This window comes from Mycolicibacterium sp. P4_G11, assembly GCF_056555145.1.
The window spans coordinates 32,472-54,725 of record NZ_JBFUJW010000011.1 but is presented as its reverse complement, the minus strand read 5'-3'; the positions used below and the strand labels follow the sequence as shown (position 1 = coordinate 54,725).

The 22,254-nt window shown below is 68.0% G+C and carries 22 protein-coding genes and 1 tRNA gene; 13 read left to right on the top strand and 10 right to left on the bottom strand.

Annotated elements, in window-relative coordinates; all coding sequences use genetic code 11:
* Positions 1–4: 4 nt before the first annotated feature.
* Positions 5–844 (top strand): SDR family oxidoreductase, encoded by an 840-nt coding sequence (locus AC1U2B_RS23250; protein ID WP_480218649.1) that lies wholly within the window; start codon positions 5–7, stop codon positions 842–844.
* On the opposite strand, the gene AC1U2B_RS23245 is transcribed toward AC1U2B_RS23250, so the two are convergent.
* The gene (locus tag AC1U2B_RS23245; protein ID WP_480218648.1) at positions 841–2,787 is read right to left on the bottom strand and encodes a TPM domain-containing protein; all 1,947 of its coding nucleotides are present in this window, start codon (positions 2,785–2,787) and stop codon (positions 841–843) included. The two genes, AC1U2B_RS23250 and AC1U2B_RS23245, sit on opposite strands and share 4 nt — an antisense overlap.
* A gap of 63 nt (positions 2,788–2,850) precedes the next feature.
* Between AC1U2B_RS23245 and AC1U2B_RS23240 the strand changes: the two genes are divergently transcribed.
* The 3 genes from AC1U2B_RS23240 (at position 2,851) to AC1U2B_RS23230 (ending at position 6,462) form a co-directional block, all read left to right on the top strand.
* Positions 2,851–4,119, top strand: a complete 1,269-nt coding sequence (locus AC1U2B_RS23240; RefSeq protein WP_043394095.1) for a deoxyguanosinetriphosphate triphosphohydrolase — start codon at positions 2,851–2,853, stop codon at positions 4,117–4,119.
* A 69-nt stretch (positions 4,120–4,188) separates the two neighbouring features.
* Positions 4,189–6,102, top strand: a complete 1,914-nt coding sequence (dnaG, locus tag AC1U2B_RS23235; RefSeq protein ID WP_480218647.1) for a DNA primase — start codon at positions 4,189–4,191, stop codon at positions 6,100–6,102.
* A 78-nt stretch (positions 6,103–6,180) separates the two neighbouring features.
* Positions 6,181–6,462, top strand: coding sequence for a DUF7155 family protein (locus tag AC1U2B_RS23230; protein WP_418002744.1), 282 nt, complete (start codon positions 6,181–6,183; stop codon positions 6,460–6,462).
* A gap of 38 nt (positions 6,463–6,500) precedes the next feature.
* Here the strand turns inward: AC1U2B_RS23230 and AC1U2B_RS23225 are convergent, their stop codons facing one another.
* The gene (locus AC1U2B_RS23225; protein ID WP_071286920.1) at positions 6,501–6,743 is read right to left on the bottom strand and encodes a hypothetical protein; all 243 of its coding nucleotides are present in this window, start codon (positions 6,741–6,743) and stop codon (positions 6,501–6,503) included.
* A gap of 158 nt (positions 6,744–6,901) precedes the next feature.
* Between AC1U2B_RS23225 and AC1U2B_RS23220 the strand changes: the two genes are divergently transcribed.
* The 3 genes from AC1U2B_RS23220 (at position 6,902) to AC1U2B_RS23210 (ending at position 7,888) form a co-directional block, all read left to right on the top strand.
* A tRNA-Asn gene (locus tag AC1U2B_RS23220) sits at positions 6,902–6,974 on the top strand.
* Positions 6,975–7,161: 187 nt separating this feature from the next.
* On the top strand, positions 7,162–7,386 hold the full coding sequence (locus AC1U2B_RS23215; protein ID WP_043394089.1) for a hypothetical protein: 225 nt from the start codon (positions 7,162–7,164) through the stop codon (positions 7,384–7,386).
* Positions 7,379–7,888, top strand: a complete 510-nt coding sequence (locus AC1U2B_RS23210) for a PRC-barrel domain-containing protein (protein ID WP_480218646.1) — start codon at positions 7,379–7,381, stop codon at positions 7,886–7,888. Before AC1U2B_RS23215 ends, AC1U2B_RS23210 begins: the two co-directional genes overlap by 8 nt.
* 13 nt (positions 7,889–7,901) lie before the next feature.
* Here AC1U2B_RS23210 and AC1U2B_RS23205 read toward each other — a convergent pair whose 3' ends face one another.
* The 3 genes from AC1U2B_RS23205 to AC1U2B_RS23195 form a co-directional block, all read right to left on the bottom strand.
* Positions 7,902–8,375, bottom strand: coding sequence for a GNAT family N-acetyltransferase (locus tag AC1U2B_RS23205; RefSeq protein WP_480218645.1), 474 nt, complete (start codon positions 8,373–8,375; stop codon positions 7,902–7,904).
* Between the two features lie 31 nt (positions 8,376–8,406).
* On the bottom strand, positions 8,407–8,799 hold the full coding sequence (locus AC1U2B_RS23200) for a hypothetical protein (RefSeq protein ID WP_260940435.1): 393 nt from the start codon (positions 8,797–8,799) through the stop codon (positions 8,407–8,409).
* A gap of 116 nt (positions 8,800–8,915) precedes the next feature.
* Positions 8,916–10,235, bottom strand: coding sequence for a cellulase family glycosylhydrolase (locus AC1U2B_RS23195; RefSeq protein WP_480218644.1), 1,320 nt, complete (start codon positions 10,233–10,235; stop codon positions 8,916–8,918).
* 247 nt (positions 10,236–10,482) lie between these two features.
* Between AC1U2B_RS23195 and AC1U2B_RS23190 the strand changes: the two genes are divergently transcribed.
* A complete protein-coding gene (locus tag AC1U2B_RS23190) occupies positions 10,483–10,986 on the top strand; it encodes an LppP/LprE family lipoprotein (RefSeq protein ID WP_260940439.1) in 504 nt (167 codons plus the stop codon).
* Positions 10,987–11,067: 81 nt separating this feature from the next.
* Here AC1U2B_RS23190 and AC1U2B_RS23185 read toward each other — a convergent pair whose 3' ends face one another.
* Positions 11,068–11,511 carry a MarR family winged helix-turn-helix transcriptional regulator gene (locus tag AC1U2B_RS23185; RefSeq protein WP_480218643.1) on the bottom strand — a complete coding sequence of 148 codons (444 nt, stop codon included), beginning with the start codon at positions 11,509–11,511 and terminating at the stop codon, positions 11,068–11,070.
* A 99-nt stretch (positions 11,512–11,610) separates the two neighbouring features.
* Here AC1U2B_RS23185 and AC1U2B_RS23180 point away from each other — a divergent pair, with 99 nt between their 5' ends.
* Both AC1U2B_RS23180 and AC1U2B_RS23175 read left to right on the top strand, forming a co-directional pair.
* The gene (locus tag AC1U2B_RS23180; RefSeq protein WP_260940443.1) at positions 11,611–13,638 is read left to right on the top strand and encodes an ATP-binding cassette domain-containing protein; all 2,028 of its coding nucleotides are present in this window, start codon (positions 11,611–11,613) and stop codon (positions 13,636–13,638) included.
* Positions 13,635–14,471 carry a CbiQ family ECF transporter T component gene (locus AC1U2B_RS23175; protein WP_480218642.1) on the top strand — a complete coding sequence of 279 codons (837 nt, stop codon included), beginning with the start codon at positions 13,635–13,637 and terminating at the stop codon, positions 14,469–14,471. The genes AC1U2B_RS23180 and AC1U2B_RS23175 overlap by 4 nt, the downstream gene beginning before the upstream one ends.
* Here AC1U2B_RS23175 and AC1U2B_RS23170 read toward each other — a convergent pair.
* From AC1U2B_RS23170 to AC1U2B_RS23160, 3 genes are read right to left on the bottom strand one after another with little or no spacing between them, the layout of a single operon-like run.
* Positions 14,468–15,790, bottom strand: a complete 1,323-nt coding sequence (locus tag AC1U2B_RS23170) for an ABC transporter substrate-binding protein (RefSeq protein ID WP_480218641.1) — start codon at positions 15,788–15,790, stop codon at positions 14,468–14,470. The genes AC1U2B_RS23175 and AC1U2B_RS23170 overlap by 4 nt on opposite strands.
* Positions 15,787–16,599, bottom strand: a complete 813-nt coding sequence (locus AC1U2B_RS23165; RefSeq protein ID WP_480218640.1) for a carbohydrate ABC transporter permease — start codon at positions 16,597–16,599, stop codon at positions 15,787–15,789. The genes AC1U2B_RS23170 and AC1U2B_RS23165 overlap by 4 nt, the downstream gene beginning before the upstream one ends.
* Entirely contained in the window at positions 16,586–17,458 is an 873-nt protein-coding gene (locus AC1U2B_RS23160) for a carbohydrate ABC transporter permease (protein WP_480218639.1), read from the bottom strand. Before AC1U2B_RS23160 ends, AC1U2B_RS23165 begins: the two co-directional genes overlap by 14 nt.
* Before the next feature lie 38 nt (positions 17,459–17,496).
* Here AC1U2B_RS23160 and AC1U2B_RS23155 point away from each other — a divergent pair, with 38 nt between their 5' ends.
* Positions 17,497–19,014 carry a TldD/PmbA family protein gene (locus tag AC1U2B_RS23155; protein WP_480218638.1) on the top strand — a complete coding sequence of 506 codons (1,518 nt, stop codon included), beginning with the start codon at positions 17,497–17,499 and terminating at the stop codon, positions 19,012–19,014.
* Positions 19,014–20,384, top strand: a complete 1,371-nt coding sequence (locus AC1U2B_RS23150; RefSeq protein ID WP_480218637.1) for a metallopeptidase TldD-related protein — start codon at positions 19,014–19,016, stop codon at positions 20,382–20,384. Before AC1U2B_RS23155 ends, AC1U2B_RS23150 begins: the two co-directional genes overlap by 1 nt.
* On the opposite strand, the gene AC1U2B_RS23145 is transcribed toward AC1U2B_RS23150, so the two are convergent.
* Positions 20,368–21,393 carry a threonine aldolase family protein gene (locus tag AC1U2B_RS23145; protein WP_480218636.1) on the bottom strand — a complete coding sequence of 342 codons (1,026 nt, stop codon included), beginning with the start codon at positions 21,391–21,393 and terminating at the stop codon, positions 20,368–20,370. The genes AC1U2B_RS23150 and AC1U2B_RS23145 overlap by 17 nt on opposite strands.
* 14 nt (positions 21,394–21,407) lie before the next feature.
* Between AC1U2B_RS23145 and AC1U2B_RS23140 the strand changes: the two genes are divergently transcribed.
* Positions 21,408–22,250, top strand: coding sequence for a carboxymuconolactone decarboxylase family protein (locus tag AC1U2B_RS23140; protein WP_480218685.1), 843 nt, complete (start codon positions 21,408–21,410; stop codon positions 22,248–22,250).
* The last annotated feature ends 4 nt before the right edge of the window (positions 22,251–22,254 follow it).

The following is a 22,254-nucleotide window of genomic DNA, read 5'->3' as shown; positions in this document are numbered from 1 at the left end:
CGGTATGACTCGGGTTTCGGTGATCACCGGCGGGGCCGGCGGAATGGGTACAGCGACGGCCAAGGTCGTCGGGCGGGATCATGCGGTGGTGCTCGCCGACGTCCGTCAGGATCGCCTCGACAAAGCCACCGCCGAGTTGGCCGACCTCGGCATCGCCGCGACCATCGTCAACGCCGATGTCACCGACCGGGCCGCGGTGGACCAGTTGTTCGCTACCGCAACAGGTCTCGGCCCCATCGCATCGGTGATCCACGCCGCCGGCGTGAGCCCCAGCATGGGGGCGGCGGACTATGTGACGCGCACCAACGCCGTCGGCACCGTCAATGTCAACGAGGCCTTCTACCGGGTCGCGAACGAGGGCGCGGCGATCGTCAACGTGGCGTCGATGGCGGCACACCTGCTGCCCGACGAGATCATCCCGACCACGAAATTCCCGCTGGCACTCACCGACGAGGACGCATTCCTGGCCGAGATGGCGGCGGCCTGCGCGTTCGCGCCCGAGGAATTGCGCTCGGGCATGGCCTACGGGGTGAGCAAGAACTTCGTCAAGTGGTACAGCAGCTCGCAGGCCGAGCGCTTCAACGCCAAGGGCTTGCGCATCGTGTCGGTGTCGCCGGGTTCGGTCGACACCGAGATGGGGCTACTGGAGGCCGACGCCGGTGCGGGCGCGATGCTGACGAACGCCGCCGTCCCACGCTGGGGCAAAGCCGAAGAGATGGCGGCGCTGTTCGCGTTCTGCGCCAGCGACCAGGCCGGTTACCTCACCGGCACCGACATCCTCAACGACGGCGGCGTGGTCGCCTCGATGCGCGAACGCGCCCGTCTCGCCGCCCCGCAGGGCTAGAACCGCCCGCCACCGCCCGAGAAGCCGCCACCGGAGCCGCCGAAAGTCGTTGAGCTCCAACCACCGCCACTGCTGCCACCGCTACTGCCGCCGCGAATCATGCCGGACAGGATGCCGCCGATGATGATGCCGCCCAGGTCGGCGCCGGTACTCGTGCCGGTGTAGGACTGCCGCGCGGCGAGCACATCGTTCGCGGCCAGCGTCTGGGATTGCTTGAGCAGATCGGCTGCGGAGTTGGCCTGCTCGATGCCGGCGGGCAGGTCGGTGCGCGACGTCTGCCGGGCGGATTCGATTCGGCGCTGCGCCTCGGCCAGCCGGGTGCGGGCTTCGGGGCCAACACTCCCGCGGTGCGTGTCGATGAAATCCGACACCCCGCGCACCTGGGAGCTCGCGGCCTGCAGGGCCTGATCGAACGACTGCTGCAGCCGTTGCCGGGCGGCGGCCTCGTCGGCGATGATCGCCAGCAGCTTGTCCAACTGGGCGTCGGCGGCGGTCAATTGGGTGAACGCGCCGAACGGATCAGCCGCGCCCGACGCCTGCGCGTTCGAAACCGCTTGCACCGCAGCGGTACGCGCTGCCGTCAGTTCCGTGTAGCGCGCTCCGGGTGGGACCGCCTCCGCGGCGGCGATCCCGTGCTGGATGTCGGTGATCGCGGCGGGCAGGGCGCTGATCGCGTGCGTGATGTCGTCCGCGGCGCTGTCGACCGCATCCAGCATGCGCTGCGTCTGACCCAGCGCCGACTCCGCGCCGTGGATCGCATTGACCAGGGCGGCCTGGCTGTCGCCGGCCTTGCTGACCAGTCCGCGCGCGGCGCTGATGTTCTGGTCCGCGAACGCCAGGCGCTGTTTGGCGCCGTCCACGTTGCCGGCGACCGACGCCAGCGCCGATGGGGTGAACTGGCTGTGCAACCCGGCCAGGGTCTGCTGGGCCGGCTCGACGCGCGCCGTCAGGACGACCATCTGCTGGGTCAGCGCGTCCAACCGGGTCGGTGCGTTGATGACCAAGTCGCGCATCTGATGAAAGGCGGCGCGCTGGTTCTCCAGTTCCTTGTCGGCGCGGGCGGCCGCGACGACCACCTGGGTCAGCAGGTCGCGCTGCTGCTGCGGGGTTTCGGGCACGTCGTCGTCGAGGATCTGGCGGACACGGAACGCCTGTGCCATGGCGGTTTTCGCGTTCTGCACCGCGGTGGTGAACGGCGCGGTGTCGCGCTCGCCGAACTCGCCGACGGCCAGCGACAGCTCGTTGTCACTGGTGCGCACCGCGTTGTCGACCTCGACGAGGATCGACTTGGACAGGTCCTCCAAGGTCTCCAGCGACATCTTCGCGAGGGCGTTGGCGTCGGTGGCATCGACCTGCTGCGCGGCGTTCAGATCGGCTTGCCGGCGCTGCCGACGACTACGCCGGACCCACCAGATGAGTCCGCCCAGCGCGACGCCGATCACCGCCAGCGCAACCACCAACCCGACCCAGTTGAACGGCCCACCCGGCGCCCGAAGCCCGTCGGCGGCAGCGACGGCCGCGCCCGCCCAGTCGCCGTCGTGCAGTTTCGCTTCGACGACATCCCGGCGCAGGCGGTCGACGTCGACGTCACCCGTCGCGGCCTCCGGGACCAGCAGCGCGTAGGCGCGGTCCTTGATCGCAACGGCAAAGATGGCGTCGTGGTCGCCCAGAAAGCTTTGGCGCCAGCTGTTTTCCGCCCACTCGCGGGGATTCGCCCCGGCGAAGGTGTCGACGTAGACCACCCACAGCCGCGTGCCGCGCTTGTCGTACAGCCGCTGCACCGCGCCCGAGACCTCGGTGCGCTGCTGCGAGTTCAGCACGCCGGCCTCATCGGTGACGTAGTCCGGCAGCCGCATCGGCGGCTCGGCGGTGGTGGTCGGGGCCAGCAGCGTCCCCACGATCAGGACCGAGATCATCAGCCAGAGCAGTCGCACAATGCGCATGCCGCCCAATGTAGTGACAGGGTATGTGGTAATTCGGCGCACCCGGGCTGGCAGACTTCGGCTGTGGGCATCGCAGGTGAGGGATACAGCGACTTCGACCGGCAGCGGCTGGTCGAGGAAGGCGTCAAGAGCGCCACGCTGCCCGGCACCGATGCCGGACACCGCACGGATTTCTCGCGTGACCGGGCGCGGGTGCTGCACAGCGCCGCGCTGCGCCGACTGGCCGACAAGACCCAGGTGGTCGGGCCCCGGCAGGGGGAGACGCCACGGACCCGGCTCACCCATTCGCTCGAAGTGGCCCAGATCGGGCGCCACATGGCGGTGGGCCTGGGCTGTGATCCCGACCTGGTCGACCTCGCCGGGCTGGCGCATGACATCGGCCATCCGCCCTACGGCCACAACGGCGAACGCGCGCTCGACGAGATCGCCAAACCGTTCGGCGGGTTCGAGGGCAACGCCCAGAATTTCCGGATCCTGACCCGGCTCGAACCGAAAGCGCTTGACAGCGAAGGACGTTCGGCAGGGCTGAACCTGACCCGGGCCGCGCTGGACGCCGTGATCAAGTACCCGTGGTTCCGCGAGGACCGCGTCAAGTTCGGTTTCTACGACGACGACGCGGCCGCCGCCGCCTGGGTGCGCGAGGGCGCGCCCGCCGAGCGGCTGTGCCTGGAAGCGCAGGTCATGGACTGGGCCGACGATGTCGCGTACTCCGTGCACGATGTCGAGGACGGCATCATCTCCGGCCGTATCGACCTGCGCGTCCTCGCCGACGCGGACGCGGCCGACACCCTGGCCCGACTGGGTGCCCGGTCTCATCCGACGGTGACGCACGACGACATGCTGGCGGCCGCCGCGCGGTTGTCAGAGCTGCCGGTGGTCACCGCCGTCGGCAAGTACGACGGTTCTGTCGCGACGTCGGTGGCGCTCAAGCGGCTCACCAGTGAACTGGTCGGCCGGTTCGCCAACGCCGCGGTCACCGAGACCAAGTTGCAGGCGGGGCGCGCGACGATGCGCCGTTTCGAGGCCGAACTCGCGGTTCCGGCTCTGGTCCGTGCCGAGGTGGCGGTGCTCAAGATGCTGGCCCTGCAGTTCATCATGTCCGACCACCAGCACCTGCAGATTCAGGCCGACCAGCGCACCATGGTCGGCGAGGTCGCGCTGTCGCTGTGGGGCCAGGCCCCGGCGAGCCTCGACCCGCAGTTCGCCGCCGAGTTCGCTCTGGCGGACGACGACGGTGCCCGGCTGCGGGTGGTCGTCGACCAGATCGCGTCGTACACCGAGACCCGGCTCGAACGCGTCCACGAAGCCCGCTCGCCGCGGCCCCTGGACTAGCGCTCGAGTGTTGGCTGGTGTGCCACTTTCGCGCGAAAGTTCGAACACAAGCCAACGTTCAGCGGCCGGATGGCGCGCGCCTACACTGGGCGCGTGGCCGGCCGGATTCCTGATCGCGATATCGCGGCCATTCGTGAACGCACCCGCATCGAGGACGTCGTCGGCGAGCACGTGCAGCTGCGGCGCGCGGGGGCCGACTCGATGAAGGGTCTGTGCCCGTTCCACGACGAGAAGTCACCGTCGTTCCACGTGCGGCCCAACCACGGCCAGTTCCATTGCTTCGGTTGCGGTGAGGGCGGCGACGTCTACGCGTTTGTGCAGAAGGTCGAGCACGTCACCTTTGTCGAGGCCGTCGAACTGCTCGCCGACCGGCTGAACTACCCCATCAGCTACGAGGGGTCATCGACCACCAATGTGCAACGGGACAAGGGCAGCCGCAGCCGCCTCCTCGCCGCCAACACCGCCGCACAGGAGTTCTACGCCGAGGCGCTGCAGTCGGCCGAAGCCGCCGCCGCCCGCCAGTACCTGATCGAGCGGAACTTCGACGCCGACGCGGCCAAGCGTTTCGGCTGCGGTTTCGCGCCGTCGGGCTGGGACACCCTGACAAAACACTTGCTGCGCAAGGGATTCACCTTCAAAGAGCTGGAGGCCGCCGGGCTGTCTCGGGAAGGTCGCCGCGGCCCGATGGACCGGTTCCACCGCCGGCTGCTGTGGCCCATCCGGGGCGCGACGAGCGAGGTGATCGGGTTCGGTGCCCGCCGCCTGTTCGACGACGACCAGATGGAAGCCAAGTACGTCAACACGCCGGAAACGGTGCTGTACAAGAAATCCAACGTGCTGTTCGGGCTCGACCTGGCCAAGCGTGACATCGCAAAGGGACACCAGGCCGTCGTCGTCGAGGGCTACACCGACGTCATGGCCATGCATCTGGCCGGGGTGACGACCGCGGTCGCGTCCTGCGGCACGGCCTTCGGCGACGAGCACCTGTCGATGCTGCGGCGACTGATGATGGACGACAACTTCTTTCGCGGCGAGCTGATCTACGTGTTCGACGGCGACGCCGCCGGCCGGGCTGCCGCCGTGAAAGCCTTTGAGGGCGAACAGAATCTGACCGGCCAGTCGTTCGTCGCGGTGGCCTCCGACGGCATGGACCCCTGCGATCTGCGGCTCAAGTCCGGCGACAGTGCCCTGCGGGATCTGGTGGCACGCCGAACGCCGTTGTTCGAGTTCGTGATTCGCACCGCGCTCGAAGAGCACGACCTGGACAGCGCCGAGGGTCGCGTGGCGGCGCTGCGCCGCTGTGTGCCGCTGGCCGCCCGCATCAAAGACCCCACCCTGCGTGACGAGTACGCCCGTCAGTTGGCCGGCTGGGTCGGTTGGGACGATGTGGCGCAGGTGATTTCGCGAGTCCGCGAGTCTGCCAAGGCAGGCCCCGCGACGTCGAAGCGCGACGCCCGTCGCCCGGCGGCACCGGCAGCCCCGGTCCCGGCGGTGGGGCGTCCGAACCCCAAAGATCCGACGTTGTGGCCACAGCGTGAAGCACTCAAGTCGGCGCTGCAACACCCGGCGCTGGCTGGCCCGGTGTTCGACGGGCTGCCGGTCGACAGCTTCACCCACCCCGCCTATGCCGCCGTCCGGCAGGCGATCACCGCCGCGGGCGGCACGGCGTCCGGTCTGGGCGGCGCGGAGTGGATCGAGGCGATCCGGGCGGCCGACCCGGCGGCGGCGAGTCTGATCAACGAACTGTCGGTCGAGGCGTTCCAGGTCGAAGAGGACAGGCTGCCGCGGTACATCGCGAGCGTGCTGGCCCGGTTGCAGGAAGTCTGGGTCGGCCGCGAGATCGCCGAGTTGAAGTCGAAACTGCAGCGCATGTCGCCCGTGGAGCAGAGCACCGAGTACCACGCGTTGTTCGGTGACCTCGTCGCCATGGAGCAGTACAGACGCAGCCTGCTGCAGCAGGCCAGCGGCGACGACGTCAGCTGACGCTTCAGCTGGTGTAACGCGCAGAACCACCGTGCGCGATATGGTGGGGCAGAACCGACCAAAGGGGAGAGGCCCACCATGACCATCGGAGCAACCCGGCTTTTCGCCGCAGCAGCGCTCGTGGCCACCGCAGTGGCAGCCCCGGTCATCGTCGCGCTGAGCAGCGCTCCGTCGTCACAGTCGACGGCTGACGGCGGCTGCCTCGCCTGGTTCGGCAACAAAGAAGACGGCAACTGCATGGGCCGGTCCAACGGTCAGCCCGTGAACGTGGGCACGCCGTGGGGCGTCTGGGGTCCCAATGGCGGTGTCAGCAGCGGTCCGCTGCTGCCCGGCCAGACCTGGCACCAGCCGCTCGGCTGACGGTTCTCGAACCGATAACCGCACGACGACCAGTCGGGTCAGTCGTGAATCGACTCCGGATGCAGCACCGTGGTCTGAGTGTCGATCGCCGTCAACCGCACCATGTTCGGGTCCGGTGACACCTTGTCAGCCAACTTGCGCCGGCCGGCGTCCAGCATCGCCTTGGTCTTCGGGCTCTCGGTGATGGCGCGATAGGTGCCGGCGATCTGCTCGTAACGGCGACGGCCTGCTTTGGCTCCCAGAACATAGCCAACGGCCATGACGGCGACGGCTCGGATCACTGGACCCCTCCCTGATGACGGTGCTTGGCTCCATCCTGCCTCACGATCGCCGATGCGTCTGGCCCGACCGGCGGCTACCAGCCGATTCAAAGATCCGCGCAGTCATGCGCTAGAGTCATGCCTCGGTTCAGGGACACGCGCCCGGGGCCTGAGCACAATCCCCTGTAGCTCAATTGGCAGAGCTCCCGACTGTTAATCGGGCGGTTATTGGTTCGAGTCCAATCGGGGGAGCAAGCATGACCAGCACGAAAGTGCTGGTCATTTTGCTTTCTGGGGCGGGGTCCCCGCTTCGCGCCCTATGCCGAGCGTGTGGCCTGCCGTGGCTTTTACGGCGTGTCGCCTCGGCAAGCCCCACGCTCGGCAGAGGCGCACCGGCGCCCAGCGTTTTGGTCGTCTGGCATTCGGGTATCCGCAGTACATGAATGAATCACCTACCCCGGTCGGCGCCATGGTGCCGGGTCTGGTGACCATCGCCGTCAGCTTCGTGGCCCTGGTTGCCGGTGCCGTCGCGATGGTGGCCGGATATCTGACGTTCGGCGCAGTGGCGATGATCGTCTCCTTGGCCGCTGCGACGTTCGGTGCCGTGTGGTTGCTGTCGGGCATGTTGCTCAACGAGCACCACCACCATCTGCACCATGGCTGAGTTCCCGCGCGGGACAGCGCGGGTAGAAGAACAGGGGAACAGCTCGATGTCGGATGAGGTGACCCGGTTTGTCGGCGCGACCGTTTACGACCTGGCGGGAGACAAGATCGGCAAGATTCATCGCGTGTACGTCGATCGGCGTACCGGGCACCCGAAATGGGCGTCTGTTCGCAGCGGATGGTTCGGTAGCTCAGAGTCGTTCGTGCCGTTGGGCGGCGCGCGAGGCGGTGACGGATCGGTTCGGGTTGCCGTCGCGAAGAACATCGTCGGGAACGCCCCGCCGGTAGCCGACGGCGATCGCATCACCGCGCCGGAGGTGGCCACGCTGCTCCGGCATTACGGGATGTCTGCGGAGCACGCGACCGGACTCGAATCGGCGCCGCAGCAGTCCTCGGCGCCGGGGAAGCACCTCCGGGAAGCCGCGGCCGCGGCAGCAGGAATCGGGGGCACTGCCGCCAACACGTCCGCACGCACGGCCGAGCCGGAGACTCCAGGTCAGTGACCGCCGACGGCTCCTAGCCGCGTTGCGCGGCAGACTCGGCGGGTCCCAGATGCAGGATCGGAAACGGCCGCCCGTCGCCGTCGGTCTCCGAACGGCTCAGGGTGACGAAGCCGTGGCGGTGGTAGAAACCGACGGCTTGCGGGTTCTGCTCGTTCACATCGACCAGCAGGCCCGGATTCTTGGCCATCGCATCGGCCAGCAGAACCGATCCCGCGCCCCGGCCACGATGCTGGTGGTCGATGAACAACATCTCGAGGTTCCCGCCGGCGACGCCCGAGAACCCGACGGGCACGCCGTCGGCATCCGCCACCGTCACGTCGACCATCTTCAAGTACTCCTCGGCGAGCCGGCGTTCGTAGAAGTCGATGTCGTCGGCGGTCAGGAAGTCGTGCGTCGCTTCCACTGCACTACGCCAGATGCGCACCAGTGCAGGCCATTCGGCGGGGCCGTGGCACGCGCGGAGCGCGAAGCTTTGAGTTGCGGTCACGCTCTGAAGAATAATGACGGCTTCGGTGGCCTCACCAAACCAGCGCATGGTCGGGGTCCTGGTCGTCCGAGGCCCCCGGAGCGGGATTCAGCAGGTGGCCCCAATACTTCTGCGCGACGCGAACCGCGTCGGGGCGCGAGCTACCCGCCAGCCGCAGGGAATGGCCGCCCGACAGCTCGACCAATGCCTCGGCCAGTACATAGGGCGACATGTCGAAGTCATGGGCGACCGCGATCAATTCCACGGCGGCGTCTTGCCAACGTCGTCGTTGCAGTCCCACGAGGACACCGACGGCGAGGGCGAGCACACGGCGTTGAGCTTTGGTGCCCGAGGCAGGCAAAGCCCCGGTGCCGTACAGCCCCGGCGCACCGCCGAGCAAATCGCCGTCGTACTCCGGTGGTCCACCACCGACCATGATCGACATGGCGAATGAGTACCCGTGCACACGTGCGGCGAAACGCTCAGCTATCGGTGCGGTGCAAGCGGTCGGGGTGCCCGGCCGCGCCCGGCAGGCTGCTCTACCCGGCGCGGTCGGACAGGCTATCTCTTCGACTTCGGTGACGGTCCGGACTTCACGGACCCGGATTTGGTCGGCGCGGCCTTCGGCCCGGCCTTCGTCGTAGTCGCCTTGGCTGTCGAGTCCTGCGTTGTGGTCGACGCCGTCGTCGGTGCCGTCGTGGCAGTGGTGGCCGGCATGCCGGCCAGTGTCATCACGGTTGCCTGGGCCATCGATAATGTCTGTGCGGCAGCGGTTTTGGTGGTCGCGGCGGCGTCAGTCGCAGTGTTGGTGACGGCGCTGGTGATCGGTGCCAACGTCCTCGGCGGGTCTGCGGGCGCGGTCTGCGGATGGGTCGCGGTCCATTGAGCGATGACGTTCGCGGCGGGCTTGGGCGTCCAATTCGTTTGGAAGACACCGAGAGTGTCCTGGTCGCTGGTGCTTCCGGTGTTGCGATCGCGGGTGGTGTAGATGAACATCGGCCCGGTGTAGTTGAAGCTGCTCCACGAATTCAGGAAGTTGGAGATGAACGCCGCCTGCGTGGTGTTGTCGACGACCGAGGTCGGTTCCCCGTATTCGGTGGCCCAGATCTGCTTGCTGCCATCGCCCGCCGCGACCATCTCCTGATGGATCGTCGCGAGTTGGTTGATGGGCGCCAGCGGTCCATACGGGGTGCCGTTTCCGAACGGAACTTGGTATTGGTACGGATGGAACGACAGCGCGTCGAAATAGCCTTGGGCTCCGTTGTCGTACATGCCCTGGATGTACGAGGCCGCGTTGATGGCCAGGCCCGGGGTGTCGGTGACCCAACCGACCACACCCCCGATCACCGTGGCGTTCGGATCAGCGGCCTTGATCGCCGGATACGCCGCCTGCAGCAACTTCGTGTACGCAGCGGGATCGGGTGAGGGATACCAGAACGTCGCGGCGTTGGGTTCGTTCCACACTTCGTAGGCGGACACCTTGCCGGCGTAGCGCTGGGCGACCGCACTGGCGAATGCCGCGTACTGGGCATCGGAGGCCGGTGGCGTCGCCACGGCCGGATAGCCGGCCGGCACCGCCCAGGCCGGCGTCGAGTTGAGGACGCCGAGAATGCCCATATTGCGGTCGGCTGCGGCGTTCACCAGGGTGTCGACGGTGCTCCAATTCCAATAGCCCTGTACCGGTTCGACGTTGTTCCACGGGATCAGGATCCGGACGTTCTGAACACCCAGCGACTGCATTTCGTCGAGCGTCTTGTTGATGTCGGCGGTGGACATGCCGATGATGTCCGAATCGGCGAATCCGATTGTCGTGTTGGAATCGCTGATCGCGGCGGACAGCGAATAAGGCCCCGGTTCGGGGCCGGTGCCTATGCTCGTCACGAGCAGACCTGCAACCCCGACCGGCAGTGCCGCCGAGATTGCCAGTGTCACACCGGTCTTGATCACCGGCCGCCTGAGTTGACCTTTCTTTTGCCTATGCCACATCGGATTACCCCTTGTCACAATCCAATTCGCATCCGGCTACCCCAACCGGATGTCAAAGACAGAGGTAGAGTTCCCCGCCTCGTGGATGGGCAAACCATGCTGACTTCAAAATGCTTGGTGCGCTTGGACGTAGGCTGGCCGCATGCGGTCCATCGGCTATACGTCAGCGTTCGTCCTGCTCTCGGCCTCGGCCCTGCTCACCGCTGGGTGTGGTTGGAGCCCGAAAGGTCCGGACTCCGCCCCGCAGGCCGACAAGTGCACGCCAGCCGATGGACCGGCCCAGAACGTCGTGACCGCATCGATCTTCGCGCTGCCGGCACCGCCGTCGGGCAAGTGGACCCAGATGAGCAGCGGCCACACCGCGAATTGTGCGTTGTACTGGGTGCAGGTCGGCCAGAACAACTCGACGCCGGACAGCCCGCAGCAGGTCGTGTTCTTCAACAAGAACACGATGATCGGCACGCCGACACCCAACGCGCGGCCGTACATCACGGTGACCGCGAGCGCGCCGGACAGCGTGACGGTTCAGTACCAATGGGAGCAGGCCAAGGATCAGCCGGGAATGCCGACGGGCATCGGTAGCACGCGATTCACCGTCGACGGTGGTGCGCTCAAGGCGCTGGATCCGATTCCCGGACCGAAGTAGCCGGCGTCCACCGTTGACCCTGCGGCTGCGGCGGGAAAGTCCGAGTAGCGGTTGCCCTCAGCGCGGAATCAACACCTGAGGTCAGTACGTGGCGAGCATGCCGCGCATGATCTCGACGGCAGCGGCCAGCGTTTCCCGGTCGGAGCTGTCGAGCGCATCCAGGACCGGGTCGATGGCGCTGCCGCGGTCGGCGCGCACCTGGGCCAGGGTGGCGATGCCCTGCGGGGTGATGCTGATGAGCACGGCGCGGGCGTCGTGGGGGTCGACGGTGCGGGACACCAGTCCGGCATCCTCGAGCCGACGGACCTGGGTCGTCATCGTCGGTTGTGAACAGTGGTCGAGCGCGGCGAGGTCGGAGATCCGGGCGCGGCCCTCGGCTTCGATGGTGGAGAGCAGCCGGGCCTGGGCGAACGGCAGCGGCAGCCGGACGCGCTGATTGGCCAAGCGGTTGATGCGGGCAACGACGGCGAGGAGATCCGAGCCGAGAGTCGTGTCGGTCGCCGGTGCAATTGCCACGTTCAACATGGTTTCATAGATTCTCTATGTAGTCGAACTACCGTCGCGAGTGGTGACGGTCACATCAGCGTCGAGTTTACTCGTCTACGCAGCTGGCAGAATTGTGCAATGACTGTTGCCGGCATCCGAGACAAAGCCGGTCCCCTCAATCCGGGCGAGTACGCCCAGGCCGCCGTGATGGCGGCGCTGAGTGCGGCCACCGCCATCATTGCCGTCGTCGTACCGTTCGCCGCGGGCCTCGGCATGCTGGGCACGGTCCCGATGGGACTGCTCGCTTACCGCTACCGACTCCGGGTGCTGGTGGCCGCGACCGTCGCCGGCGGCACCATCGCGTTCCTCATCGCCGGCATGGGCGGCCTGATGACGGTGGTGTTCTGCGCCTACATCGGCGGCCTGACGGGCATCGTCAAGCGCACGGGCCGCGGCATCGGGACGGTCCTGTGGGCGTCGGTGGTCGCGGGAGCTGCGTTCGGCGCGTACGTCATCGGTGTCCTGCTGCTGGTGGGACGGCTGCGGGAGCTGATCTTCGCGTCGATGACCTCGAACATCAACGGCATCGCCAACATCGTCGGGGCGATGCCCGGCGGGGAGCCTGCTGCCGAGGATCTGCGCACGAGTTTCGCCGCATTCCTGCACTACTGGCCGGTGCCGGTGATGCTCTCGATGATCATGCACATCCTGTTCGTCACCCTGCTGGGTTGGTGGGCACTGTCGCGAGTCTTGAAGCGACTGTTCGGCATTCCCGATGTGCACAAGCTCGACACCGCCGAATCCGCCGGACCGGTGGCACCGGTCCCGGCACGCCTGCGCGATGTTCGATTCCGGTACCCAGGTACCAATCGTGATGCGCTCGGACCGGTGAGCATGGACATCAACGCGGGCGAGCACGTCGCCGTCACCGGTGCCAACGGGTCGGGCAAGACCACGCTGATGCTCATGCTCGCGGGCCGCGCACCGACCGCCGGCAGCATCGACCGACCGGGTGCGGTCGGCCTCGGCCAGGCCGGGGGCACTGCGGTGGTCATGCAGCACCCGGAAAGTCAGGTGCTCGGCACCCGCGTCGCGGACGACGTGGTCTGGGGCCTGCCGTCGGGCACGACCATCGACGTCGAACGGCTACTCGGTGAGGTCGGGTTGAGCGGCATGGCCGACCGGGACACCGGCGGGCTGTCCGGCGGCGAGCTGCAGCGCCTGGCCGTCGCGGCCGCGCTGGCCCGGGAGCCGGCGCTGCTGATCGCCGACGAGGTCACCAGCATGGTCGACCAAGAGGGCCGCGACGTGCTGCTCTCGGTGCTGTCCGACCTGACGCGCCACCACCGAACCTCGCTGGTGCACATCACGCATTACAACGACGAAGCCGACTCGGCCGACCGGGTGGTCCGCCTGGACGGCGCCAGCGACAACATCGAGATGGTCGCGACCGCACCGGTGCCGATCGTGTCGACGGGCATCGAACCCGACGGCCCGGCGGTGCTCGAGGTCAGCGGAGTCGGCCACCAGTACGGCAGCGGAACGCCCTGGGAATCAACGGCGTTGCGCGATATCAGCTTCACCGTCCACGAGGGCGAGGGCGTGCTGATCCACGGGCTCAACGGCTCCGGCAAGTCCACGCTGGCCTGGATTCTGGCCGGACTCACCGTGCCGACCACCGGCAGCTGTCTGCTCGACGGCAAGCCCGTGTCCGATCAGGTTGGCGCCGTGGCCATTTCGTTCCAGGCGGCGCGGTTGCAGTTGATGCGGTCCCGCGTTGGCGCCGAAATCGCGTCGGCTGCGGGATTCTCGAAGCGCGACACCGCCCGGATCACCGAGGCACTCGCGATGGTCGGCCTGGACCCCGAGCTGGCCGACCGGCGCATCGATCAGCTCAGTGGCGGCCAGATGCGCCGAGTGGTGTTGGCCGGGTTGCTGTCTCGTCGTCCCCGGGCCCTGATCCTGGACGAACCGCTGGCCGGGCTGGACGCCGCGAGCCAGCGCGGCCTGGTCACGCTGCTCGCCGAGCTGCGCCGGACCACCGGGCTGACGGTCGTCGTCATCTCGCACGACTTCGCCGGACTCGATGAGCTGTGCCCGCGCATCCTGCGGCTGCACCGCGGCGAACTCGCCGAAGCGCCCATCACCGCGGGAGGACGATCATGACCGCTCCAGCCGCCCAGCGCCGGTCGATGGTGCTGCTGCGTCCCATACCGGGCACGTCGCCGGTTCACGAACTGTGGGCCGGCACCAAACTCATCGTGGTCGCGCTGATCGGCGCCGTCCTGACGATCTACCCCGGGTGGATACCGATCGGCCTGGTCGCGCTGCTGGTGATGGTGACGGTGTGGCTGGCGCGCATCCCGCGCGGCGTGCTGCCGTCGGTGCCGCGCCTGGTGTGGGTGCTGCTGTTGCTCGGCGGTGGGACGGCGGCCCTGGCCGGGGGCGAGCCGTTCATCGACATCGCGTCGTTGCACCTGGGACTGGGTGGCCTGCTGAAATTCCTGCAGATCACCGCGCTGTCCATCGTGCTGCTGGGTCTGGGTGGTCTGGTCTCCTGGACCACCAACGTCGCCGAAATCGCCCCGGCGGTGGCCACTTTGGGCCGTCCGCTGAAGTGGTTGCGGATCCCGGTCGACGAGTGGGCCGTCACGTTGGCCTTGGCGCTGCGGGCGTTCCCGATGCTGATCGACGAATACCGCGTGCTGTTCGCGGCGCGTCGGTTGCGTCCCCGTGCGCAGCCGGAGACCCGCCGCGAGCGCAGCCGGCAGCGTCGCGTCGAGATCGTCGACCTGCTGGCGGCCGCGGTGACAGTGGCGCTGCGCCGCGGCGACGAGATGGGCGATGCCATCACCGCCCGTGGTGGAGTGGGCCAGATCGTCGCGAGTCCGGCACGGCCCGGACTGTCCGATGCGGTGGCGCTGCTGATGGTGGTCGCGATGTGTGCGCTGTCGGTGTACGTCGAGGTGTGGACCCCGCTGGCCACCAGCAAGCTTTAGCGCTCGGCTGCGGCGTTGGCCGCCTTCTGCGCGTCGGCCAAGGTCGATGCGACCGGGGCGCGGCCCAGGAACATCTCGTCGAAAAGCGGTCTGATGGCCAGGAATCCGGCCGGGAAGCCCGCGCCGCCGGGGGCCGGGATGCGCGGGCCGTTCAGGACCTGAAAAAAGGGCAGAACGTCAATCCCGCGCCGCGCCCAGTAGTCGAAGTAGACCCGTTGGGCCGCCAGCACGGCGGGCACCGCGGCGCCGCTCGTGCCCAGGAATGCGTTCCCGTCGGCGCTGCCCATCCAGGCCAGCACCGCACGCACCGCGTCGGGATGACGGGTGGCCGAATTGGCCGCGGCGGCAATCCCGTTGGTGACGCTGACGCGGCCGGCCGGTCCGCTGGGCAGCATCGCCACACCCCAGCGGAACGGCGCCTGATCGGCGATGGCGGCCAGGTTGTAGGTGCCCGACTGGAACAGTGCCATCCGGCCCTGCAGGAACTGGTTGCGGGAGAAGTCGCCGTTGCCGTTGGTGTCGGCGGCCGAGGGGGAGACGTGGTCGGTGTTGATCAGGTTGACCAGATACTCGAATGCCTGTCGCGCGCCGGGATTGTCGAAGGCGAAGCGGTCCCCGTCGCTGAAAGTGCCACCGGCCGAGCCGATGTAGTTGAGGTAGATGCCCTGCAGGTCGTTGGCCGCGTTGTAGCCCCACTGCCGTATCTGCCCGGCGTCGAATCCCGGTGCCCCGGCCTGGTTTCCGTGCCGGTCCAGAGTGAGCCGGGCCAGCAGCGGACGCAGGGTGTCATCGGCGTCGGGGGACCAGTGCAGCGCGTCCAGTTCGGCTGGGTCGATTCCGGCGGTCGCCAGCAGGTCGGCGTTGTAGTACACCGCGATGCCGCCGTCCGTCAGCTGCGGCACCGCCCACACCTTGTTGCCGCGGGTGAATTGCTGCGTCACCGAGGCATCCCACGCGTCGGCGGCGCCGGGGCCCAACAGCTGTCCGATGTCCAGCAGCCGATCGGTGTCGGCGTAGCCGGCCAGGTACGCGTTGGACAGCCAGAAGATGTCGTCGGCACCACCGCCCGCGACATCGGTGCGCAGCGAATCGAAATACGACGCATAGGCGACGACGTCGACCCGGACCTCGATGTCCGGGTGCCGGCGCGTGAACTCGGCGAATGACGACCGGTACGCGGCGGCGACCTGCGCGTCCCACAGCCGCACGGTGACAACGATTTTCCCGGTGTCCGGCGTCCGGCCCATGAGCACGGCGGCCACCAGCAGCACCGCCATGGCGGCAGCCAGGGCGGTGACGAACCGGGTCGAGAACCTCATTTCAAGCCGGTGACGACGATGGAGCGCACGATGTGCCGGCCCAGCACACTGAACAGCAGGATGAGCGGCACGATCGCGACGGTCGTCGCGGCGAGCACCACGGTCCACTGCGCGTCGAACTGCGACTGCAGCCCGGCAGTGGCGACGGTCAGCACTCGCCACGACGAGCCGCTGGTGATCACCAGCGGCCACATGAAGCTGTTCCACTGCGAGACAACGGTGATCAGCCCCAGCGTCACGAGGATCGACCGGCTGGCCGGCAGCACCACGTGCACGATGACATCCAGCGTGCCGGCGCCGTCGATGCGGGCGGCGCGGATCAGGTCGGCCGGGATGGACCGGAAGTACTCGCGCAGCAGGAAAATCGCATAGGGCGAGCCGAACATGAACGGCAGCACCAACGCCCAGAACGTATTACGCAGCCCGGCCTCGGCCATCATCAGATACAGCGGCACGACGGTCACCGTCGCCGGCACCATCAGCGTTGCCAGGTACAGCCAGAACAGGGTGTCCCGGCCCGGGAATTCGAGCCGGGCGAAGGCGTAGGCGGCCGTCACCGAAAAGGCCAACTGGCCCAACAGGATCACCGCGGTCATCAGGGCGGTCACCAGCGCGGCCCGACCGAAGCCGGCGTCGCTCAGGGCCGTGTAGTTGGCCAATGTCGGCGGGCTCGGCAGCGACAGCGGCGACTCGGTGTTGAACTGCCGGGCCGAGGTGAACGAGGTCAGCAGACCCAGGCCGAACGGCACCAGGGTGATCGCGGCGCCGGCCACCAGGACCAGGTAGATCAGGGCGTTACGTGAGGTCATAGCTGACCCGTCGGCGGAAGTAGATGTGCTGCACCAACGTGATGCCGAGCAGCAGGACGAACAGGACCAGCGCCATCACCGCGGCGCGGCCCACCGCCGCCGAGCCGAACGCCTCGGCATAGATGCGGTGCGCGATGAGATCGGTGCGGCCGTCCGGTCCGCCGCCGGTCAGCGCGTACACGGTGTCGAAAACCTGTGCCGCACTCACAATTCCCGTCACCAGGACGAAGAACAGCGTTGGCCGCAGCATCGGCAGGGTGATGCGGCGGAATCGTTGCCACGCCGTCGCTCCGTCGATCCGGGCGGCGTCGTGAACATCAGTGGGGATAGCCAGGATTCCCGCGAGGAAGAACAGCGTCACGTAGCCGACGTTGGTCCACACGGTCACCGCCGAAACCAGCGGCAGCGCCAGCGTCGGGTCCGTCAGCCATTCGATGCGGTGCCCGAGCACGGTGCTGACCGCGCCGTCGGTGGGGCTGAGAATCCAGCGCCACAACACCGCGATCGCCAGCGGCGAGCAGATCCACGGCAGGACATACAGCGTCCGGAAGAACCCGGTGCCCGGCAGCCCGCGGGCCAGCAGCATGGCCGCCCCCAGACCCAGCACTGTTTGAACGGGCACGACCAGCGCGATGAAGCCGAAGGTCACTGCCATCGAGCGGCCGAACGTCGGATCGGTCAGCACGGCCTGCCAGTTGTCGAGCCCGACAAATCGGATGGGTCCCAAGAGGTCCCACCGCTGCAGGCTCAGCCAGCCGACCACCAGCATGGGCAGCAGCAGAAACATGACCACGCCGAACAGGCTGGGGGCGAGCAGCGCGTACCCGGTCAGGGTGTCCCGGAACCTGCGGCGTGCCACCGGATCATTAAAGCCGGTCCTGCCATTACGGTGTAGCCGTGACTGCGCTGCGACGGGTTGACGCCGACTTCCTGGCCCTGCCGCGCCATTTGCTGGCCGAGGCCGCGGTGTCGGCCGCGCTGGCTGCTGGTGCGAGCTACGCCGACCTCCGGGTTCACCGGATCACCACCGAGCACATCCAGCTGCGCGACGGCGAGCTGGAGACCTCGGTGGTGACCCGCGAGATCGGGCTCGCGGTGCGGGTGATCGTGGACGGCACCTGGGGTTTCGCCTCGCATGCCGAGCTGAAACCTGAGGTCGCGGCCGAGACCGCGCGCCGCGCGGTGCAGGTCGCGGTGGCCTTGGCGCCGCTGAACGCCGAACGCATCGAGTTGGCACCGGAACCGGTGTACGCCGATGTGTCGTGGGTGTCGCCGTACGGTGTCGACCCGTTCGAGGTGACCGCTGCCGACAAGATCGCGCTGCTGGGCGAGTACTCGGGCCGGTTGCTCGCGGCCGACGGAGTGGATCACGTGTCAGCGGGGCTGCAGGCAGTCAAGGAGCAGGTGTTCTACGCCGATGTGTTCGGCTCGTCGATCACCCAGCAGCGGGTGCGGGTGCAGCCGATGCTCGAAGCCGTCGCCGTGGACAGCGCCGCCGGATCGTTCGAGAGCATGCGCACCCTGGCGCCGCCGACCGCCCGCGGCTGGGAAGCCGTCGCCGGCGACGAGGTGTGGGACTGGACAACCGAATTGGCCGAGCTGCCGACGCTGTTGGCCGAGAAGGTCAAGGCGCCGAGTGTGACAGCCGGTCCGACCGACCTGGTGATCGACCCGACGAACCTGTGGCTGACCATCCACGAATCCATCGGCCACGCCACCGAATACGACCGCGCCATCGGTTATGAAGCGGCCTACGCCGGAACGTCGTTCGCCACCCCGGACAAGCTGGGCACCATGCAGTACGGGTCGCCGATCATGAACGTCACCGCCGACCGCACCGTCGAACACGGGCTGGCCACCATCGGATTCGACGACGAAGGCGTCCGCGCGCAGAGTTGGGACCTGGTGCGCGACGGCGTCTTCGTCGGCTACCAGTTGGACCGGGTGTTCGCGCCGAAACTGGGTGTGGCCCGGTCCAACGGCTGCTCCTACGCGGACTCGCCGCATCACGTGCCGATCCAGCGGATGGCCAATGTCTCGCTACAGCCCGGGCTCGACGATCTGAGCACCGACGACCTGATCGGCCGGGTCGAGAACGGCATCTACATCGTCGGCGACAAGTCGTGGTCAATTGACATGCAGCGGTACAACTTCCAGTTCACCGGTCAGCGCTTCTTCAAGATTCGCGACGGCAAGCTGGACGGGCAGGTGCGCGACGTCGCCTACCAGGCCACCACCACCGATTTCTGGGGTTCGATGGAAGCCGTTGGCGGAGAATCGACCTGGCGCCTCGGCGGGGCGTTCAACTGCGGCAAGGCGCAGCCCGGCCAGGTGGCCGCCGTCAGCCACGGCTGCCCGTCCGCCCTGTTCCGGGGAATCAATGTGCTCAACACGCGAACTGAATCGGGGCGTTGATGATCAGTGCACCGCAGGTTGTCGACCTGGTGCTGGCCGAGGCCACCCGCCGGGGTCGAGCCGACGAGACCATCGTCCTGGTGACCGACCGATCCACCGCGTCGCTGCGCTGGGCCCGCAACACCATGACCACCAACGGCGAGTCGGTCAGCCGGGATACCACCGTCATTTCGATTGTCCGGCAAGGGGATAAGGCCCGGGTCGGCGCGGTGAAGTCCAGCGAGGTCGATCCGGCGACCATCGCCGGTCTGGTGGCGGCGTCGCAGGATGCCGCACAGGCGGCGCCGGAGGCCCGTGACAGCGCGCCGGCGCTGGCCGGTCAGGAGGTGTACGACGACTGGGAGGCGCCGTCGCCGCTGACCGGCGCCTCGGTGTTCGGGAACGTGGGTGCGCGTCTCGTCGACGGCTTCCACCGCAGTGACGCGCTGTACGGGTTCGCCCGTCATGAGCTCGACACCACCTATCTGGCCACCTCGGGCGGTATCCGGCGGCGGTTCACGCAGCCGACGGGCTCGGTGGAGGTCAACGCCAAGCGGGACGGCGCCAGCGCCTGGGCCGGGGTCAGCACCGCCGATTTCGTCGATGTGCCAATCGATTCCATGCTCGACGACCTGTGCCTGCGGCTGGGTTGGGCGTCGAAGACCGTGGAGTTGCCGGCCGGCCGGTACGAGACGCTGATGCCGCCGTCGACCGTTGCGGACATGATGATCTACCTCGGCTGGAGCATGGACGGCCGCGGCGCCCAGGAGGGGCGCACCGCGCTGTCGGCGCCGGGCGGCACCCGGGTGGGGGAGAAGCTCACCGATCTCGGCCTGACGCTGTACTCGGATCCTGTTGCGCCCGGACTGGAATGCCTTCCGTTCGTGGCGGCGTCGAGTTCATCGGAGCGGGTGTCGGTGTTCGACAACGGCCTGGACATCGGTCGCGTCGACTGGATTCGCGACGGCGTGGTGAACGCGCTGGCCTATCCACGCTCTGCCGCAGCGGAATTCGACGCACCGGTGGCGGTGCCCGCCGACAACCTGCTCATGACCGGCGGCACCGTGAGCCTGGCCGAGATGATCGGCAGCACTGAGCGCGGCCTGCTGCTGACCACGCTGTGGTACATGCGCGAGGTCGACCCGACAGTGTTGCTGCTGACGGGCCTGACGCGCGACGGCGTCTACCTCATCGAGGACGGCGAGGTGACAGGCGCGGTCAACAACTTCCGGTTCAACGAGAGCCCGCTGGACCTGCTGCGCCGCGCCACCGAGGCCGGCGTCAGCGAGACCACGCTGCCCCGCGAATGGGGCGACTGGGCCACCCGCGCCCAGATGCCGTCGCTGCGGATTCCGGACTTCCACATGTCATCGGTCAGTCAGGCGCAATAACTTTCAGCGCCGCGGCGACGTCCTCGTCACTGGTCGCCCAGGAGCAGACGAACCGGACGATGGGTCGCAGCGGATCTGGAGCGTGGACGGCGAACTGTTCCCGGACGCGCGCCGTGGTTGCGGCGTCGAGGATGACGAACACTTCGTTGGCCTCGGTCGGTGCGGCCAGTTGCAGGCCCGCCTCCGCCACCCCGGCGCTCAAGGTCGCGGCCATGCGGTTGGCGTGGGCCGCGCTGTGCAACCAGAGGTCGTCGCGCAGCATCGCCTCGAACTGGGCCGAGATGAAGCGGTGCTTGCTGGCGAGGTGACCGATCTGCTTCTGGACGAACCGAATTCCGGGGAACTGTTCGGGTCGGCGCACGAGCACGGCGTCGCCGAACAGCATGCCGTTCTTGGTGCCGCCGACGGTGACGATGTCGGCGTCCCCGATGGCGTCGCGCGGATGGACGTCCAGCGCGGCAATGGCATTGGCGATGCGCGAGCCGTCCACGTGGACCAGTAGGTCGTGCCGGTGGGCGTAGTCGATGAAGTCCGCCAGCGCGGTGGGTGACCAGACGCGGCCGTTCTCGGTGGACTGGGTGATGGTGACGATGCGCGGCTGGGAGTGGTGCACCGGCCCGCGGCGGGCGATGTGCCGATCGAGTTCCTGCGGCGCGATCAGCCCGTCATCGCTGGGCAGGGGAGTCAGCTGCGCGCCGGACAGTCGCACGGGTCCGCCGGCTTCGTCGAGCAACGAGTGCGCGATGTCGCTGCACAGAATCTCCTGCCACGGCTGTACGGCGGAGGCCAGCGCGATGACGTTGGCCGCGGTACCCGTCAGCGCGAACAGCACGTCGGCGTCGGGGGCCTCGAAGGCTGCTCTGAGGGCCTGCGCTGCACGTTCTGTGCTGGGGTCGGTGCCGTACGAGCTCACCGAGCCCCGGTTGGCGTCGATGATGGCCTCGATCACCCGCGGGTGAGCACCAGCAGCGTTGTCGGAGGCGAATGCGGCTGAGACGGTCGAACCCATGCGTCGATGGTCTCATCGCGGCCATAATCCACAGCGTGGAGGATCTACTGACGGCCCTGATCGCATTGTCGCCACCCGCTGATCGCCGGCTCAATGCGGTGATGCGGCAGACGTGTGCCGAGACTTTGGGCCTGGCGGCATTGCCCTATGAAGAGGTGTTCGGGCCGGTGTCCGACGCCGAGCCGCTGGTGGCTGACTTCGCCGAGCAGTTCAGCACCGATGTGTCGGTGGTTTCTGTGGCCCAGCGCGGACAGCTCACTGCAGCGCTGGGCGCCAATAGTTTTCGCATCGTGGCGCTGATGTTCGTTGCCGATTTCGTGCCGCGGGTGCGGGCCGGATTCGCCGCTTTGGGGCTGCCGCCGGTAGCCGACCCCGACGGCTGGGACCACGCCACTGACCCGGTAGACCTGCTGCTGAACCGGTTCGCCAGCTCGGTCGGGGCGCGACGCGAGCTCGATCCGGTGATGACCGAGGTGGTGCGGCTGCGCGGCGCGGCCGCCCACAACTGTCGGCTGTGTAAGTCACTGCGCGAGGGCACTGCGCTGGACGCCGGCGGCAACGAGTCCCTGTACTCCGAGATCGAACTGTACGAGTCGTCAACGCTGCTCGACGAGCGGCAGAAGGCGGCGCTGCGCTATGTCGACGCCCTGGTCTGGACGCCGTCGCGGATTCCGGCCGAGGTGGCCGCTGGCGTGCGGGCGCACTTCTCTGACGCCGAGGCCACCGAGATCACGCTCGACGTCATGCGCAACGCCATCAACAAGATCGCCGTGGCGCTCGGTGGCGACGCACCCCGGGTCTCCGAAGGCACCGAGCGGTATCTGCTGGGAGCTGACGGTCAGCCGGTGTTCTCCTGAGGCG